This is a genomic window from Aeromonas sp. 600948 (assembly GCF_049174875.1).
Classification (GTDB): Bacteria; Pseudomonadota; Gammaproteobacteria; order Enterobacterales; family Aeromonadaceae; genus Aeromonas; species Aeromonas veronii_A.
The window spans coordinates 182,592-198,471 of the sequence record NZ_JAAKTY010000003.1 but is presented as its reverse complement, the minus strand read 5'-3'; the positions used below and the strand labels follow the sequence as shown (position 1 = coordinate 198,471).

General features: G+C 62.0%; 13 protein-coding genes. 5 read left to right on the top strand and 8 right to left on the bottom strand.

The annotated features are described in order from the left end of the window. Positions 1–6 precede the first annotated feature (6 nt). Complete coding sequence (gene rihA / locus G5182_RS04010; protein WP_227340899.1) at positions 7–942, bottom strand: pyrimidine-specific ribonucleoside hydrolase RihA; 936 nt, start codon at positions 940–942, stop codon at positions 7–9. Positions 943–1,164: 222 nt separating this feature from the next. On the opposite strand from rihA, the gene G5182_RS04005 reads away from it, so the two are divergent. Then, positions 1,165–1,893: an RluA family pseudouridine synthase gene (locus G5182_RS04005; RefSeq protein ID WP_227340900.1), complete on the top strand. Its 729-nt coding sequence runs from the start codon at positions 1,165–1,167 to the stop codon at positions 1,891–1,893. A 140-nt stretch (positions 1,894–2,033) separates the two neighbouring features. Here G5182_RS04005 and udp read toward each other — a convergent pair whose 3' ends face one another. Continuing rightward, positions 2,034–2,789 (bottom strand): uridine phosphorylase, encoded by a 756-nt coding sequence (udp, locus tag G5182_RS04000; RefSeq protein ID WP_005337975.1) that lies wholly within the window; start codon positions 2,787–2,789, stop codon positions 2,034–2,036. 381 nt (positions 2,790–3,170) lie between these two features. On the opposite strand from udp, the gene yiaY reads away from it, so the two are divergent. The 3 genes from yiaY (at position 3,171) to G5182_RS03985 (ending at position 5,598) form a co-directional block, all read left to right on the top strand. Then, the gene (gene yiaY, locus G5182_RS03995) at positions 3,171–4,322 is read left to right on the top strand and encodes an L-threonine dehydrogenase (RefSeq protein ID WP_064341491.1); all 1,152 of its coding nucleotides are present in this window, start codon (positions 3,171–3,173) and stop codon (positions 4,320–4,322) included. 136 nt (positions 4,323–4,458) lie between these two features. Then, entirely contained in the window at positions 4,459–4,797 is a 339-nt protein-coding gene (gene bamE / locus G5182_RS03990) for an outer membrane protein assembly factor BamE (protein ID WP_005337980.1), read from the top strand. A 171-nt stretch (positions 4,798–4,968) separates the two neighbouring features. After that, positions 4,969–5,598, top strand: a complete 630-nt coding sequence (locus tag G5182_RS03985; RefSeq protein WP_421254203.1) for an NAD(P)H-binding protein — start codon at positions 4,969–4,971, stop codon at positions 5,596–5,598. A gap of 144 nt (positions 5,599–5,742) precedes the next feature. Here the strand turns inward: G5182_RS03985 and G5182_RS03980 are convergent, their stop codons facing one another. Beyond that, the gene (locus G5182_RS03980; RefSeq protein WP_421254202.1) at positions 5,743–7,437 is read right to left on the bottom strand and encodes a pyridoxal phosphate-dependent decarboxylase family protein; all 1,695 of its coding nucleotides are present in this window, start codon (positions 7,435–7,437) and stop codon (positions 5,743–5,745) included. Between the two features lie 222 nt (positions 7,438–7,659). Then, positions 7,660–8,676, bottom strand: a complete 1,017-nt coding sequence (locus tag G5182_RS03975; protein ID WP_244775083.1) for a lipoate--protein ligase A — start codon at positions 8,674–8,676, stop codon at positions 7,660–7,662. Positions 8,677–9,106: 430 nt separating this feature from the next. Here G5182_RS03975 and G5182_RS03970 point away from each other — a divergent pair, with 430 nt between their 5' ends. Then, positions 9,107–11,569 carry a diguanylate cyclase domain-containing protein gene (locus tag G5182_RS03970; RefSeq protein WP_421254201.1) on the top strand — a complete coding sequence of 821 codons (2,463 nt, stop codon included), beginning with the start codon at positions 9,107–9,109 and terminating at the stop codon, positions 11,567–11,569. Between the two features lie 51 nt (positions 11,570–11,620). On the opposite strand, the gene G5182_RS03965 is transcribed toward G5182_RS03970, so the two are convergent. Genes G5182_RS03965 through G5182_RS03950 form a run of 4 tightly spaced genes read right to left on the bottom strand, consistent with a single transcriptional unit; the run spans position 11,621 to position 15,856 of the window. Beyond that, positions 11,621–12,820, bottom strand: a complete 1,200-nt coding sequence (locus G5182_RS03965) for an ABC transporter permease (RefSeq protein ID WP_227340902.1) — start codon at positions 12,818–12,820, stop codon at positions 11,621–11,623. Next, the gene (locus G5182_RS03960; protein WP_227340903.1) at positions 12,820–14,034 is read right to left on the bottom strand and encodes an ABC transporter permease; all 1,215 of its coding nucleotides are present in this window, start codon (positions 14,032–14,034) and stop codon (positions 12,820–12,822) included. The genes G5182_RS03965 and G5182_RS03960 overlap by 1 nt, the downstream gene beginning before the upstream one ends. Continuing rightward, positions 14,035–14,724 (bottom strand): ABC transporter ATP-binding protein, encoded by a 690-nt coding sequence (locus tag G5182_RS03955; protein ID WP_227340904.1) that lies wholly within the window; start codon positions 14,722–14,724, stop codon positions 14,035–14,037. It lies immediately after the preceding gene. Next, entirely contained in the window at positions 14,717–15,856 is a 1,140-nt protein-coding gene (locus G5182_RS03950) for an efflux RND transporter periplasmic adaptor subunit (RefSeq protein WP_227340905.1), read from the bottom strand. Before G5182_RS03950 ends, G5182_RS03955 begins: the two co-directional genes overlap by 8 nt. Positions 15,857–15,880: the final 24 nt, after the last annotated feature.

The following is a 15,880-nucleotide window of genomic DNA, read 5'->3' as shown; positions in this document are numbered from 1 at the left end:
CGGCGCTCAGTCAAACGCCCGCAGCCGCGTCACCAGCAGATCGATAAAGCCCGGACGATCCAGCCCCAACAATACCAGCGCATTGGCTGGCTTGCCGGTCAGACCATAACGATCCACCACCGTCATCCCCACTGTATGCTCACCCCGGGTCTCGATATCGACCCGGCACTCGACCCCGTGGAACAGCTCGGGAGCCAGCAACCAGGCAATGGTACAGGGGTCGTGGAGCGGTGCACCAGCAAATCCCCACTTGGGATCCCGATGGTAGATCATGAAAAAGTCGAGCAGCCCGGCCACGCACTGGGCCACCGGATTGGTGATGGCGCGCACCCGCTCGATATCCTCATCCATCACCTGCGCCTCATGGGTCACATCGAGGCCACACATGGTGATGGGGATACCCGACTTGAACACCATATCGGCAGCTTCCGGGTCCACATAAATATTGAATTCCGCGGCCGGGGTCCAGTTGCCGGCCCCTGCGGTGCCCCCCATCAAGACAATGCGGGCAATCTTGGGTTTGAGCTCGGGATGCGCCGCCAGCAGCAGGGCGATATTGGTCAGCGGCCCGGTCGGCACCAGGGTCACAGGTTCTAGGCTCTCGCGCAGACATTTGGCCATCAATTCAAGCCCAGTCATGGCCTGTGGCGCAAAGGCAGGATCAGACAGTTTGGGGCCATCGAGACCCGATTCGCCATGGACGTTGTCGGCGATGATCAACTCGCGGGCCAGCGGTTTCGGCGCCCCCGCCGCCACCGGAATATCGTCGCGCCCCAGCAAGGTGAGGATGCGCAGGGCATTGTTGAGGGTCTTGTCCGGTGTCTGGTTGCCCGCGCTGGTGGTGACCGCCAGCACCTTCAGTTCAGGGCTGGCCAGCGCCAGAATGAGGGCGATGGCGTCGTCGTGGCCGGGATCACAATCGAGAATAACGGGCAGTGTCATGGGATGAGTCCTTACAACATAACAGGGAGCCATACCTTAACAAGCAAGCCTCGGATTAACTCGGGAGGGGGTCACAAAACGGGGCCTTGTTGCTGACCTGGGCGGTTTGCACGGCACGCCACCTAGCTCAACACAGCTCACTATCAAAAGTTTGTATGGCGTCATGCCGTTCATTTTCCGAGGCAGCGCACCGCCCATTCGCCCGGCCGCGCCGGTTCGGGTATGATCGCACCCCATTTCCAGCCTGTGCCACCTATGTCCGTTATCGTCGACACCTTTATTGCCCCGCCCTGCAATGCCGCCATCGAGATCCTGTTCGAGGATGAACACCTGCTGTTCATCAACAAGCCGAGCGGCCTGCTGAGTCTGTCAGGCAAAAATCCGCAGAACCTCGACTCGGTGCACTATCGCTTGGTGCAGGATTACCCCGGCTGCACCCTGGTGCATCGCCTCGATTTTGGCACCTCAGGCATCATGGTGGTCGCCAGAAACAAGGCCATCAATGCCCTGCTCTGCCAGCAGTTCAGTCAACGGGCGGTGAGCAAGGCCTACAGCGCCCTGCTCTGCGGTCATCTGATTGACGACGAAGGAGTTATCGACGCCCCCATCGCCAAGGATCCGGCCCTCTTTCCGCTGATGAAGATTTGCGCCGCCAGCGGCAAACCCGCCCGCTCCCGCTATCGGGTGACTGAGCGGCTGACACAGCAGATGCAGGGGCAAACCGTTCCCCTGACCCGGGTGAGGTTGGTGCCAGAGACCGGCCGCACCCATCAGCTACGGATCCACAGCCAGCTGCTGGGCTACCCCATCCTCGGCTGCGATCTCTATGGTGGCCTGCTTCCCCCCGGCTGCGAACAGGCGCCGCGGCTGATGCTGCACGCCAGCGAGCTGGATTTTACTCATCCGGTGAGCGGCGAGCCGATGCAAGTACGCTGTGCTGCGCCTTTTTAAGTGCAACAAGTAGGAACAATAAGCGCGAGTGCGACGGGATCAGTGAAAGGGGTGACGGGAGAGGAAAAGCGGCAAACGGCGGATAAAGATAGGGGCCGCGCTTTCGCAACGGCCCCCACCCCCCACTCTTTGTGGTGCTATCAGATCAGCTTGCGGGCAGCGCCCAGTACGATCTTGATGGCATCAGATTCGGTTTTCGCCATGGTCTCGGCGTTCGGGATCTCTTGCTGGGTACGGTTGACGATAACGCCAGCCACCATACCGGCACGCAGGCCCTGGCTGGAGCACATGGTCAGCAGGGTTGCGGACTCCATCTCATAGTTCAACACGCCCATGGCTTGCCACTCTTTCATGGAACCCTGGAAACGGCTCACTACGCGGCCGGATACGGTGTCGTAACGCTCCTGACCCGGGTAGAAGGTGTCAGAGGAGGCAGTCACACCGATGTGCAGCTTGGAGCCCATCTCTTTGGCGGTGTTGACCAGCGCTGTGGTGCAGTCGAAGTCGGCAACAGCCGGGAACTCCATCGGTGCGAAGTGCAGGCTGGCACCGTCGAGGCGCACGGAGCCGGTGGTCACGATCACGTCACCCACGTTCAGGTGCGGCTGGATGGCGCCGGTGGTGCCGATACGCAGGAAGGTGCGGATACCCAGCTGGGCCAGCTCTTCTACCGCGATGGAGGTGGACGGGCCACCGATACCGGTAGAGCAGATGATCACGGCCTTGCCGTCCATCTCGCCGCGCCAGGTAGTGAATTCACGATGGCTGGCCAGGTGCACCGGGTTATCCAACAGCTCTGCGATACGCTTCACGCGCTCGGGGTCACCGGGGACGATCGCCAGGGTGGCGCCTTGCAGATCCGCTTTCTTCAAACCCAAGTGAAATACATCAGACATATTGGACTCCTGGTTGCCCCCTGCCAGCATGGTCAGGGCACAAGTTAAGATGATTCTTTATGATACTTTCAAGCCTTTACCCCCTCTTCGGGGAGGCGCCAACTATGGTCGAAAGCGCTTTCCAATTCCTTGAAGCGCCTCACACTTCCACGCATTGACAGTGACAGACATTGCGCAAAACGTTTGCTAACTCAATGAAATAATTGACAAACGTTTTTCTGCAAATCGAGTCAGATGCGGGAAAGTCAAGCCTGGTTCAGCGCTTAATTAACGACTCGTGATCGACCCCGTAAAGTTGTAAACAAGATGCTTTTGTATCCCTTTCTAGATGGTAGCCTAGCTCTCAACTACCACTTAATGGCTAACTATAGGAAGTCCATCATGGCTACATTCAAATTCTATATTCCCGCAATCAACCTGATGGGTGCCGGCTGTCTGCAAGAGGCTGCCGCCGATATCAAGGGTTACGGCTATCGCAAGGCGCTGATCGTCACCGACAAAATCCTCAACCAGATCGGTGTGGTTGCCAAGCTCACCACCCTGCTGGCTGAACATGGCATTGAAAGCGCTGTTTTCGATGAGACCAAACCCAACCCCACCACCAGCAACGTCGAAGCGGGTCTGGCCATGATCAAGGCCAACGGCTGTGATTGCGTCATCTCGCTGGGTGGCGGCTCGCCTCACGACTGTGCCAAGGGCATCGCGCTGGTCGCCGCCAACGGTGGCAACATCAAGGATTACGAAGGGGTGGATCGCTCCGCCAAGCCGCAGTTGCCGCTTATCGCCATCAACACCACCGCCGGTACCGCTTCCGAGATGACCCGCTTCTGCATCATCACCGACGAAGCGCGCCACGTGAAAATGGCCATCATCGACAAGCACGTTACCCCGCTGATGTCGGTCAACGACCCCGAGCTGATGCTGGCCAAGCCAGCGGGTCTCACCGCCGCCACCGGTATGGATGCCCTGACCCACGCCATCGAGGCCTATGTCTCCACCATCGCCACCCCGGTAACCGATGCCAGCGCCGTGATGGCCATCGAGCTGATTGCCAAGCACCTGCGCACCGCCGTTCACCACGGCGATGATCTGCACGCCCGCGAGCAGATGGCCTACGCCCAGTTCCTGGCCGGCATGGCCTTCAACAACGCAAGCCTGGGTTATGTGCACGCCATGGCCCACCAGCTGGGCGGTTTCTACGACCTGCCCCACGGTGTCTGCAACGCCGTGCTGCTGCCCCATGTTCAGGCGTTCAACGCCCAGGTGAGCGCGGCTCGTCTGAAGGATGTCGCCCGCTACATGGGTGTGGACGTGAGTGCCATGAACGACGAACAGGGCGCCGCCGCTGCCATTGCCGCCATCAAGCAGCTGGCGCTGGATGTGAAAATCCCGGCCGGTCTGGAGCAGCTCGGCGTCAAGGCCGATGACTTCGATACCCTGGCCAGCAACGCCCTGAAAGATGCCTGCGGTTTCACCAACCCGAAACAGGCCAGCCACGAAGAGATCGTCGCCATCTTCCGCGCGGCGATGTAACAGCAGCCGGATTGCCAGAAAGGGTCGCAGTGCGACCCTTTTTATTGGCTGATGGATCAATGGCTTTTTACTTCCGTGGAGGGAGTCGGTATGATTTGCCGAGCCAAAAAGACTGTATGGATGATCTGAACTCGATATGCGGATGAAACACCTGATTGCCGCGGCTTTGACCGCCCTCACCCTCTCCGGTTGCAGCCTGGTCTATCGTATCGATATTCCCCAGGGCAACTATGTGGAACAAAAACAGGTCGACAAACTGCGCCAGGGGATGACCCGCGAGCAGGTCAGCTATGTACTGGGAACCCCCATGTTGCGTGACGGCTTTGACCCCAACACCTGGTACTACCTCTATGAATTCCAGCCGGGCCACGGCGACAAGGAGCGCAAAGAGCTCACTGTCACCTTCGCCAACGACAGGCTGACCACAGTGACGGGTGACTTCCCGCTGCCAGCAGCTTTCAATACCCCGCTCTGATATCCCGCAAAACCGGCCTCGCGCCGGTTTTGTTTTATCCAGCCCCGCGTAATTCATCCTGCCCGACAACACTGAGTCATTCCTCCCCATTGCAGCTGCTCGCAAATTGCCTGATGCTGATGAGCAGCCACCATGGCATCAACACCATCGAATGACACAGGGAGAATCCCCATGAGCCGGATCCTGATTGCCGGAGCCAGCGGCCTGATCGGTCGCGAACTGGTGCAGCAACTGCCTGCCGAACATGAACTGACCCTGCTCTGTCGCAAGCCGGGCAAGGAGGCACACCACTGGCTGCCGGTCAATTTTGATGATCTGGCCAGCGTCACCCTCTCCCGCCCGGTGGATATCGCCTTCTGTGCCCTCGGCACCACCCGTAGGGAGGCGGGCTCTGCCGAGGCGTTTCGCCGGGTCGATCTCGACTATGTGATCGCCTTTGCCGATCTGGCCCGCCGCCACGGTTGTCAACGGCTCATCGTGGTCTCGAGCATGGGGGCTAACGCATCTTCCCCGGCTCTCTATCCTCGTACCAAGGGGGAGATGGAGCAGGCCCTGTTGGCCCAATCCTGGCCACGGCTCGCCATCGTGCGGCCCGCCATGCTGCTCGGGGATCGCCAGCCACCGCGCCTCTCCGAGCAGATCTTTCAGACCATCTACCCGCTGTTTCGGCCGCTGCTGGTGGGCAAGCTCGCCCGCTGGCGCGCCATCGAGGCCCGTCAGGTGGCTCGCGCCATGATCGCCCTCTCGAAACTGCCCGCCGGGTGCGAAATTGTCGAAAACGAGCAGTTGCTGACCCTCTGAACCCGGCCTTCCCCACTGATTACGCACAGTGCTGTAAAAACAGCAGGGCAAGCCAATTGGCTTGCCCTTTGTTTATCTGTTGGCGAGGTACCCTGACCGCTTCTTGCCATAACAGGCTGCGCTCGGCTGTCAGGGCAACATCCATCAACCGCGAATATGGTCGATAAAGGCGTCGATCTGCTCGCGGGTGCAGGCAGGATTCATAAAGACCGCCTTCTCCCCTGCGATGTAGGAGTATTTGCCACGTGCGTCATAGTCGGAATGGGCCACCGCCTCCACCCAGTTGGTGTAGAGCCCCACCTTGCCGCGCCCCTTGAACAGGCTGCGGTGATAGTCGGTGTTGCGCTGCAGGCGCGCCTTGTAGGCGGGATCGCTGGAGCGGGCCAGCTCGAAGGCGAACTCCGCCTCGGGGTCCTGTACCCACTCTGGGTTGTAGATCTTGAAGCCGACACTGGGCCCCTGGTTCTCCTGGGCCACCAGCTTGACGTTGCCGAGCTGGCTTAACCGGAAGCGGAAGTAGTTGGCGTTTTGCAGGCAGTGGGCCAGCACGATGCGATAACCCTCCACTCCCATGTAGTTGAGCGCCGCATAGGCACCGAACAGACCACTCGCGCCGCGGGAGCACTCGATGGTGGATTGCAGGTGGGTCTGGCCCTGAATGTCCCGCTCGAAGTAGGAGAAGTTCTCCGGGTCATTCTCCATCGCCTTGAGGTCATCCTGCTCCTTGATCATCACCAGACTGGAGGTGTAGGGCACATAGCCCCATTTCTGGAAGTCGACGGTGAAGGAGTCGGCATATTTCAGCTCGGCAAAGCGTGCCACGTTGCGCTCGATCCCCGCCAGAGTGGCGCTGTTGATGGCGAGCGGGTTGGCGGCAAAGTCGTAACCCAGGAAGAAGATCATCGACCAGCCGATGGCGGCATCGACGTGGATGTGAGGTTTGACCGCCACCTCGAACTGCTCGCAGAGGCGATTGCGCAGCTCGAACACGGGTTTCACCTGATCCACCCCGAAGGTGTCGGTGGTGCCCATGGTGAGCATGATGGTCGGCACCACGTGTTTCAGGGCAAAACAGGCGGTCAGGGTGCGCTCGAGGTGGTCGAGATCGATGTCGTTGTTCTCGCCGACCTGAATGCGGATGGTCTTGTTCTCGATGTCGACCCCGAGCAGAGAGAGGTTGGTAATGTTGGAGTAGTGACCGCCCTGGGAGTTGATGATGCGGTAATCCTGATAGTGGCCTAGCCCCTTGTGCTTGGCCTCCGGCAAGGTTTTACGAATGCCGAGCAGGTAGCCGTAGAGGTTACAGAAGGTCCCCCCCTGGGTGAAGATGCCGGTGGCCCGCTCGGGGTCATAGCCTGCCAGCAGCGCAATCTGGCGCACCACCTTCTTCTCCAGCTCCTCGGCCACTCCGGCATATTCGGAGTAGACCAGATTGGGGTTGGCCAGAATGCCCAGCTGGGCGCCGTAGATGGCGGGATCCGCCGACATGGTGATGACGTTCTCGACGCTGGAGGGATTCTCCCAATCCTTCGACAGGGCGGCGGCAAACAGCAGCTCGGCCATCGGCTCGCCCGGGGTGCGCATGGTGGCGGGCACCGGCATGGTCTCGCAGAGATCGGCCAGGCGTGCACGGCCATCAGGCCAGGCGTTCAGGCGGGCATCCGGCGCCAGACCACGGGCCCGAAATTCGTTGAGGGTGGCAAATCCGGGTTCGCGAAAAACGGGCCAGAGATCGGGATTGCGCGAGAAAAAGTTGGCTTTGACTGTGGCGAAACGGGCGGAGAAATCGGGGTGAACGGCATTGACGCTTTCGTCTTGCAAATAAACTAAGTCACTCATTTTTATACCATTAGTACAGCAAATGTGCGGCCGTTATACCCCTGTGCCAGCGGGGCCGACAGTGACAATATCTAATGGCCTACCCTACTTTTTGTCATGTATCAGCCATCACAAGGGCTGGCAAAAAGGCGCCTTTGAGGCGCCTCTTTAGATTTCGTGATCTTGCTCCCATCCTGGCTGACAGCGCCCTCACTAACGGACCGCCATCAGCACAGCGCCCCCTCAACGCAGGGAGGCCAACAGCCACTCGGCAAACTCCGCCAGCTCGCTCTGCTGCTGCGGGAAGGCCGCCAGCCAGGGCTGCAGGCGCGCGGCAACAGCGTCCGGTCGATAGCCACAACCCGCCAGTTCGGCCGCCAGCAGATCAAACGGGGCCGGCTCCAGAGTATCGCTAAAGAGCTGCGCCCGGGTGATAACCCCCTTCTCCACATCAAAGTGCAGCTCCACCCCGCCCCAGCTGAACCGCTCCTCCAGCAGATGGCTGAACGCCGGGGCATGACCGTAGTTCCACTCCCAACTGCGCTGACGGGCGAAGGTCTCGGCAAAACCGGGCAGATCGGGCATCTGCTCGGGGGAGATATGCTCGGGCTCAACTCGCGCGCCGTAATGGTGGAAAAAGGCCTCCTGCAGCGCCTTGCTCACCTGTTGATGGTCGATCCCCGGCAGCAGTTCGCACAGATTGGCCACCCGGCTGCGCACCGAGGTGATCCCCTTGGCCGCCAGCTTCTTGGGGTCGGGGTTGAGGTAGTTGGCAAGGCGGCCGAGATCGGCGTCCAGCAGCAGGGTGCCGTGGTGGAATCCGCGATCCAGAGTCTCCCGATAGGCCGACCCCGATACCTTGCGCTCCCCGTCCGGGGTGGCCACCAGCAGATCGTTGCGACCGGAGGCAAACGCCTCGATCCCCAATCGCTTGAGCCCGTCCAGCACGATGGCAGTGGAGACGCTCTTGTCATACTCCGGCTTGCCCGCCATGAAGGTGAAGCAGCTGTTGCCAAGGTCGTGGAACACGGCGCCGCCACCGCTGCTGCGACGCGCCAGGGTCACCCCGTCCTCTTCCATGCGGCGGGTATTGCACTCCTTCCACGGGTTCTGGGCACGGCCAATCACCACGGTATTGGCATTGCGCCAGAGGAACAGCACCCGCTGGCCGGGGTCCATCTGGCGGAAGATGCACTCCTCAACGGCCAGATTGAACAGGGGATCGTGAGAGTCGGAGACAAGCAGACGCAAGCGGGACATAAAAAGACCTTATCCGGAACTGGGGGCAGCATGATAACACTGACGGGGTACCATCACTGAGCCATCGCACATTAACCGGTGCGCAGCAGCCGCGATACATTTGCGTCACACCTGACTGCCCCATAAAAGTATCTATTGATATAACGACACAGCTTGACGTGCAACCACGGAAAAAATGCAGTCAAGCCACAATGACAACGATAAAAATGGGAAAAAGTGGCTAGAATGCGACCACTTCGATAGGCCATATGACTCTCTTATTGGTCACATAACTTGCAAAAAAACGGCATGTATCCATCCCGTGTGATGAACGACACAAAAATGACTTTCCAACCCCCCTATACCCCATTGCAAACGCCTTTTCTCCCCTTGCAGGTGACACAAAATTGCTTGAATCTAGCCTAGACACCGCTCCCGAGAGAAAGGTTGTATGACGGAGAACGCAGCCCCCCGCCAGCCCCTCAGCTGGTTTATGCCAATGCTGGTCAGTATGGTCATCACGACCCTGACCTCTTCCCCCGTGCGAGCCGGCGAGCAGGTCATCGTCCAGTTGCCGTGGCAGCACCAGTTCCAGTTTGCCGGTTACTACGCAGCCATCGCCAAAGGGTTTTATCGGGAGGCCGGTCTGCATGTGACCTTGCGTGAAGCGGACTCCCGCACCGATGTGGTCAGCGAGGTGATCTCGGGAAAGGCCCAGTTTGGCATCAGCGGCAGTGATCTGCTGCTGGATCGGGCTGCCGGTCGTCCGGTGGTGGTGCTCGCCGCCCTGCTGCAGCACTCGCCGCTGGTTCTGCTCACGCTGGATCGGCCAGATATTCGCAACCCGGCCGATCTGGCCAACAAGCGACTGATGCTGGAGCCTGGCTCCAATGAGCTGCTGACCTACCTTTCTCACCAGACCCGCAGCCGCGACTGGGTAACCCTCCCATACAAACAGGGGATACAGGCACTGCTGGCGGGCAAGGTGGATGCCATCAGCGCCTACAGCACTACCGAGCCCTTCTATCTGCAACAAAAAGGGATCCCCTATCGGGTTTTCAGTCCGCGCACCATCGACTTCGACTTCTACGGCGACAACCTGTTTACCTCCGAACGGGAGCTGATCACCCGACAGGATCGGGTCTACGCCTTCCAGCAGGCCAGCCTCAAGGGGTGGCGCTATGCGATGGACCACCCCGACGAGATGATCAACCTGATCATGGAGCAGTACCCGACCGGGGCTGGCCGTGAACAGCTGGAGTTCGAGGCTCGCGAAACCAGAGAGCTGATGCAGCCAGATCTGATCGAACCTGGCTACATGCAGCAGGAGCGCTGGCTGCAGATCGCCAAAACCTATCTGGAGGCGGGCATGCTCACGGTATTGCCCAACCTCGACCGCTTTATCTACGACCCGGCGCAGGAGCGGCTGCGCCAGCAACGGCAACTGCTCGACAAGAGCGTGGCGGTGGCCATGCTTATCACCTTTACCCTGATGACCCTGCTCGGCATCTTCTTGCACCTCTATCTGCGCCTGCGTGAGGAGGCGCGGGATCGCCAGCGGCTGACCCGTGAACTGGCCCAGAGCGAGCAGCACTATCGCTTCGTGGCGGAGAACAGCGCCGATGTGATCTGGACCATGGATGCCGCCAGCTTGCGCTTTCGCTACGTCAGCCCGGCCATAGCCCCTCTGAGCGGCTACGAAGCCCCCGAGTTGTTTGCCCTGCCCCTCAAACAGCTGCTGCCGGATGCCTCAAGGCAACTGCTGCGCGAGGAGATCTCCGCCACCCTGGAGGCCTGGCAGCGGGGGGAGCATGACCAGACTCGCCGGGTCATTCGCACCCAGCTGCGCCACAAGGATGGCCATCTGGTGGCGACCGAAACCATCACCACCCTCCATGGCAACCACAATGCCCAGCCGGAGGCGATCCTCGGGGTCACCCGGGATATCACCGAGCGGGCAGCGCGAGAGGAGATGATGCGCCGCCTCGCCTTCTACGACCCCCTCACCGGGCTGCCCAATCGCCGCTTGCTGCAGCAACGGCTCAAGGAGCTGATGGAGCAGGAGACGCCCCGTCCGCTGGCATTGATGTTTATCGATCTCGATCACTTCAAGCCGATCAACGACACCTTCGGTCATGAGACCGGGGATATTCTGCTCAATATGGTGGCCGAGCGGATGAGCCACTGCGTGCGCAAACAGGATCTGGTGGCACGGCTGGGGGGCGACGAGTTCGTTATCTTGCTGCCGGAGACCGGCGACGAAGTGCTGGCAGTAGCCGACAAGCTGCACCAGCAGCTGCGCCATTCGTTCCAGCTGGAGGGGCAGGAGCTGCTCATCTCCAGCAGTATCGGGCTGGCGCTCTACCCCGAGCACGGGGAGGATGCCAAGACCCTGATGCACCACGCCGATCAGGCCATGTATCAGGCGAAGAATCGCGGCCGCGGCCGGGTCTGCCTCTATACCGAAGGCCTTGATCCCGAGCAGGGCGCCCTGCTGTGGCAACCCGGCCACGAGTGCGGTCACCCGCGCATCGATGCCGAGCATCGCCAGCTCTTCGTGCTGACCAACCGGCTGCTGGAGCGGATGAAAGATCAGCACGAGGATCCGGCCCCGTTTCTGGAGAGTCTGGAGAGCCTGTTCGACATGGCTCGTCACCACTTCGCCTTTGAAGAGCAGATGCTGGCGGAGATAGACTATCGGGAACTCGTCAGCCACCGTCAGGATCACCAGCGCCTGCTCAACAAGGCGAGCCAACTGCTGCACGCCGCCAAAGCGGGGACATTGGGCAACGACGAGCTGCTCAACTTCATCATTCAGGAGCTGGTAGTCGGCCACATGAGTCAGGCGGATCGCCGCTACTTCCCCCTGTTCAGATCTGAGCGCAGCCTGTCGGTTTCGGAGGTGGTCGCCTAGTCCCCCTCTGCTCAGACCCGAGCGTAATGCGCCTCTTGCGGAAGGGGCGACCTAGTCACCGCGCAGGGCCACCACGGGGTCGAGACGCACTGCCCGCAGTGCAGGAGCGACCCCGGCCAGCAGACCCACCAGAGCGCTGCAACCGAGCGCCAGCAGCAGATAGAGAGGATGGAGGGTGAGTGGCAAGCCGGCCGCCAGCAGGGTGAGCAGTAGCTTGAGCCCCCCGAGCAGGGCCAGTCCCATGGCCCCGCCCAGCAGCGCCAACACCACGGCTTCGAGCAGGAACAACAATAGAATGCGCCGCCGTGGGCAACCCAACGCCATCAGCAAGCCCACTTCAGGGATCCGCTCCTGCTGGGCGATGCTCATGATGCTGAAGATGCCGACCGCCCCGATCAGCAGCGAGATAATGCCGAGCCCGCCAACCGCCAGCTTGATGATGGAGAGGATCTTGTCGAGGCTGGTCAGCATGTCCTGCTGGGAGGTGAGGGTGAAGTCCTCGGCGCCGTGGCGGGCGATCAGCACCCGCCGGATCTGGGCGGTGATATCGGCCTCCATCTGCCCGGCGCGATAGATGACGTCGATCTCCTGCAGCCCCTCCTTGTTGAACAGCGCCTGGGCGTGAGCGGCGGGCAGATAGATCATGTCATCCAGATCAAAGCCGAGAAATTGCCCCTTGGGCGCCAGCACGCCGGCCACCCGAAAACGGCGATCACCGGCCCGCAGCAGACTGCCCGGCGCATCTCCGCCGGGAAACAACTCAGCCGCCACCTTGGCCCCCAGCACCGCATAGGCGCGGGGCATGGCACTGTCGTCCGCGGGCAGAAAACGTCCCAGCACCAGGGTGAGTCGCCAGCCGGAGAGCGCCGCCGAACCTGTGCCCAGAATGGCAGTGCTGCGGGTCAATCCGCGGCTGCGCACCTCCCCTTGCCCCTGCACCACAGGGAGCGCCGCCTCTACCCCTGCCAATCTGGCTAGGGCATCGGCATCCTCCAGCAGCAGGGGACGGCTGCTGGAGAGGATGCCGGGCGGGCCGCCTGCGGTTTCGGTCTTGCCCGGGGTCACGGCGATCAACCGGGTGCCAAATTGGGAGAAGCTGTCGAGCAGATAGAGCCTGAGCCCCTCGCCGATGCCGGTGAGCAGGGTCACCGAGGCGATCCCGATGGCAATGCCGAGCGCCGACAGCAGGCTGCGACTGCGCCCCGCCAGCAAGGCACGCCAGAGCCAGAACAACAGATCAGCGGCGCGCATCAGCCACCGCTCCACTGCCCGCAGCGCAGGCTGCTGACCGGATCTTGCCGTGCTGCACGGGAGGCGGGCAGCCAGCTAAAAAACATCCCGGTCAGCAGGGCCGCCGGTATGGTGCAGAAAGTAGCGAGCAGAGGGACTGCCGCCGGAAATCCGGGCCAAATCACTCCGGCGAGGCCAACCAGGGCATAGCCCAACACAGTGCCAAACAGCGCGCCACTGCCGCTCAGAAGCAGCGCCTCCCACAAAAACAGCTGGCGGATCTGGCGACTATCGGCACCCAGCGCCTTGAGCAGGCCGATCTCGCCGGTGCGCTGGCGGGTGCTGATCAGCGCCAGATTCATCATCATGATGCCGGAGACCAGCAGGCTGATGGCGCCGATGCCGGCAACTGCCAGGGTGAGGGTCGAGAGAATGGTGGAGAAGGTGGCCAGCATGGCGTCACGGCGCACCACGGTTACATCGAGCACCCCGTGGCGCGCCTGCATCAGCTGCTCCAGTCGCTTGACCAGCGGGGGCACTGCTTGTCCCGCCAGCGGCTGGATCAGCAGCCGAAACAGCCCCTCGGTGTTGAACAGCCGCATGGCGCTACCCACCGGGATCAGCGCCGCCTCGGCCATATCCATCCCCAGATTGCTGCTCTGGCTGGTGAAGACCCCCACCACCCGAAAGCGGCGATTGTCAAAACGCAGCCACTGACCGACCGGATCGGCCTGACCGAACAGCTCACGGGCCACCTTGGCCCCGAGCAGGACGGCCGGTCGATCCTCTGCGGCATCCCCTGGCAGCCAGCGGCCGGAGAGCAGTTCCAGCCCGTGGGTATCGCGTAGCCCGTTGCTGCTGCCAAGCAGCATAGTCTGGCGCAGCCGCGCCCCTTGTTTGGCCTCGGCAAAGCCCATCACCAACGGCACCAGCCGCACGTTTGGCTGGTGCTGGCCAAGGTAGTGCATATCATCGAGAGTGATCTGCCGCAGACTGTTGCCAGTGACCGGCGGCAGCCCGCCGGTGGTCTCCTTGCGGCCCGGGAACATCACCAGCAGATCCTTGCCAAGGGAACTGAACTGGTCGGCCACATAGCGCCTCGCCCCCTCCCCCAGCGCGGTGAGCAGCAGCACGGAGGTGACGCTCAGACTCACCGCCAGGATCAAAACCAGCGCCCGTGAACGCTGACGCAATAACGCCACGGCGGCAAAGCGGATCACATCGGGCCGCCGCATTCAGCCACCGCCGCTATCAATGTTGATGCGGCCATCGTTCATCAGGATCCGCCTGCCCGCCCGCTCACCAAGGCGCGGATCGTGGGTCACTACCACCAGCGTGATCCCCTGCTCCCGGTTGAGCCCCTCCAGCAGGGTAATCACCTCCTCCCCGGAGCGGGAGTCGAGATTGCCGGTGGGCTCGTCGGCCAGGATCAGCCGCGGCGCCATCGCCATGGCACGGGCGATGGCTACCCGCTGACGCTGACCACCGGAAAGCTCGGCAGGGCGGTGTCCGGCCCGGTTCTCCAGCCCCAGCTCCCCCAGCAACTGCTGGCTGCGGCGATGGCGCTCGGCGGGGGCGATCCTGCACAACATCAGCGGCAGCTCGACGTTTTCACGGGCGGTGAGGCGGGAGATAAGGTGAAACGACTGGAACACGAAGCCGATGCGATGACCGCGCAGCTGGGCCAGCGCCGGCTCTGACAGGGTGGCGGTGTCCTCCCCTCCCAGCCAGTAGCGCCCCTCGTCTGGCCGATCCAGCAGCCCCAGCACATTGAGTAGTGTCGATTTGCCGGAGCCCGAGGGGCCCATCACCGCCAGATACTCCCCCTCGGCAACCCGCAGGGAGACGCGATCGAGGGCGGCCACCTCGCTCCCCCCCAGAGTGAAACGACGGCTGACGGCCTCGAGGCGAATGAGATCACTCATCCGTTTGTTCCGTGGCGGCGCTGAAAGGGCCCTCCCCGACAATCTGTCCGGGCTGGGCTGCCAGCCGATCACCGACGGCGAGTCCCTCGGCGACTTCAATCCAGTTCCAGTTCTCCACGCCCCAACGGGGCACCACCCGCACCAGCTTATCCCCTTCCAGCCGCAACACGCTACCATCGTCGGCCCGGCTGCTGGCCGCTACCCGCAGCACATCGGTGGCGCGGGTCACTTCGACCTCAAGGTCGGCGCTGTAGCCGATAAGCAGGGGGACATCGGTGGGCAGGGCAGTGAGCGCCGCCTCCACCTCCACGGTGCGGGCCTGCTTCTCCAGCTCCTTCACATAGGGCGCGATACGGGTGACGGTGGCGGCAAAATCGCGCCCGGGCATGGCGTCGAGCAGCACCCGGGCAGACTGGCCCACCTTGAGGCGGGCAGCATCCACCTCATCGATGGGGGCTGAGACATACAGACAGCGATCGTCGATAAGATCGATCACCGGAGGCATGGCCACTCCGGGCGGTGAGGGAGTCATGTATTCGCCCAACTTGCTGTTGACCTCCGCCACCACTCCGGCAAACGGCGCCAGCAGACGACGCTCGCTCAAGCGAGCCTCCACCTGGGCGACCTGCACCTCGTCGACCCGCTCCTGCTGACGGAATGCCTGACAGACATAGCGGCGGGTATCGGCCAGATTCTGGGCCTGCTCGGCGAGGGTGCGGGAGGTGAGATTTTTGGCCAGCAAGGTGGCCAGCCGGTTGGCCTCCCGCTCGTAGTAGGCCGCCTCGCTGCAACGCTCCTCGCGCTGGGTCTTGCCAAGGGCCTGCTGGGCACGGGCACGGGCAAGATCGGCGTGAATGTCGTCACTCCAGAGGGTCAGCAGCAGATCTCCCCGGGCTACCCGCTCCCCAGCCTTGACGGCGATCTGCTCCACCACGCCGCCACCGGGCAGACTGAGTCCGGCCCGCTGACACGACTTGATGGTGCCAGCCCGGGTGTTGACCACGGTGACCAGCACATCCCCCCGCCCGACCTCAGCCAGCCTGATCGGCGTCGGCTGCGGTCGCCACCACCATGCCACAGCCGCCACCGCCACCACGGCGCCACTTCCCCACCACAACCAACCTCTCTTCATCGCGCATCCTTTCGCTAGTGACTC

What these genes read in the sequence shown, in the direction of transcription:
- rihA (WP_227340899.1), bottom strand. Translation starts at nt 942, where the DNA reads ATGACACTGCCCGTTATTCTCGATTGTGATCCCGGCCACGACGACGCC.
- G5182_RS04005 (WP_227340900.1), top strand. Translation starts at nt 1,165, where the DNA reads ATGATCGCACCCCATTTCCAGCCTGTGCCACCTATGTCCGTTATCGTC.
- udp (WP_005337975.1), bottom strand. Translation starts at nt 2,789, where the DNA reads ATGTCTGATGTATTTCACTTGGGTTTGAAGAAAGCGGATCTGCAAGGC.
- yiaY (WP_064341491.1), top strand. Translation starts at nt 3,171, where the DNA reads ATGGCTACATTCAAATTCTATATTCCCGCAATCAACCTGATGGGTGCC.
- bamE (WP_005337980.1), top strand. Translation starts at nt 4,459, where the DNA reads ATGCGGATGAAACACCTGATTGCCGCGGCTTTGACCGCCCTCACCCTC.
- G5182_RS03985 (WP_421254203.1), top strand. Translation starts at nt 4,969, where the DNA reads ATGAGCCGGATCCTGATTGCCGGAGCCAGCGGCCTGATCGGTCGCGAA.
- G5182_RS03980 (WP_421254202.1), bottom strand. Translation starts at nt 7,437, where the DNA reads ATGAGTGACTTAGTTTATTTGCAAGACGAAAGCGTCAATGCCGTTCAC.
- G5182_RS03975 (WP_244775083.1), bottom strand. Translation starts at nt 8,676, where the DNA reads ATGTCCCGCTTGCGTCTGCTTGTCTCCGACTCTCACGATCCCCTGTTC.
- G5182_RS03970 (WP_421254201.1), top strand. Translation starts at nt 9,107, where the DNA reads ATGACGGAGAACGCAGCCCCCCGCCAGCCCCTCAGCTGGTTTATGCCA.
- G5182_RS03965 (WP_227340902.1), bottom strand. Translation starts at nt 12,820, where the DNA reads ATGCGCGCCGCTGATCTGTTGTTCTGGCTCTGGCGTGCCTTGCTGGCG.
- G5182_RS03960 (WP_227340903.1), bottom strand. Translation starts at nt 14,034, where the DNA reads ATGCGGCGGCCCGATGTGATCCGCTTTGCCGCCGTGGCGTTATTGCGT.
- G5182_RS03955 (WP_227340904.1), bottom strand. Translation starts at nt 14,724, where the DNA reads ATGAGTGATCTCATTCGCCTCGAGGCCGTCAGCCGTCGTTTCACTCTG.
- G5182_RS03950 (WP_227340905.1), bottom strand. Translation starts at nt 15,856, where the DNA reads ATGAAGAGAGGTTGGTTGTGGTGGGGAAGTGGCGCCGTGGTGGCGGTG.